Raw genomic sequence first — 206 nt, forward strand, 5'->3', positions numbered from 1 at the left:
GGCTAAGGGACCACAAGGGACCGACGTCAGAGCCTTTTGTTTGTCGCGGTCTATCCATTTGGCGTTCAGTGCCCATTGCGGTAATTCACACACATCGATCCCAGCCAACCTTACTTTATAGCCATTGCCAAGCGTGCCGAACCATAGCGTTCGGCCGTCGAGAACGGTTACCGGGCCTTTGAACGTCGGCAACCGAACAGCAGCAG

At 55.3% G+C, this 206-nt stretch carries 1 pseudogene; it reads right to left on the minus strand.

Annotated features, from left to right (window positions below):
* Window positions 1–206, minus strand: a pseudogene (locus tag E8M78_RS23580) (thermonuclease family protein); the annotation flags it as partial.

The organism is Rhizobium sp. FKY42 (assembly GCF_005222835.1).
Classification (GTDB): Bacteria; Pseudomonadota; Alphaproteobacteria; order Rhizobiales; family Rhizobiaceae; genus Neorhizobium.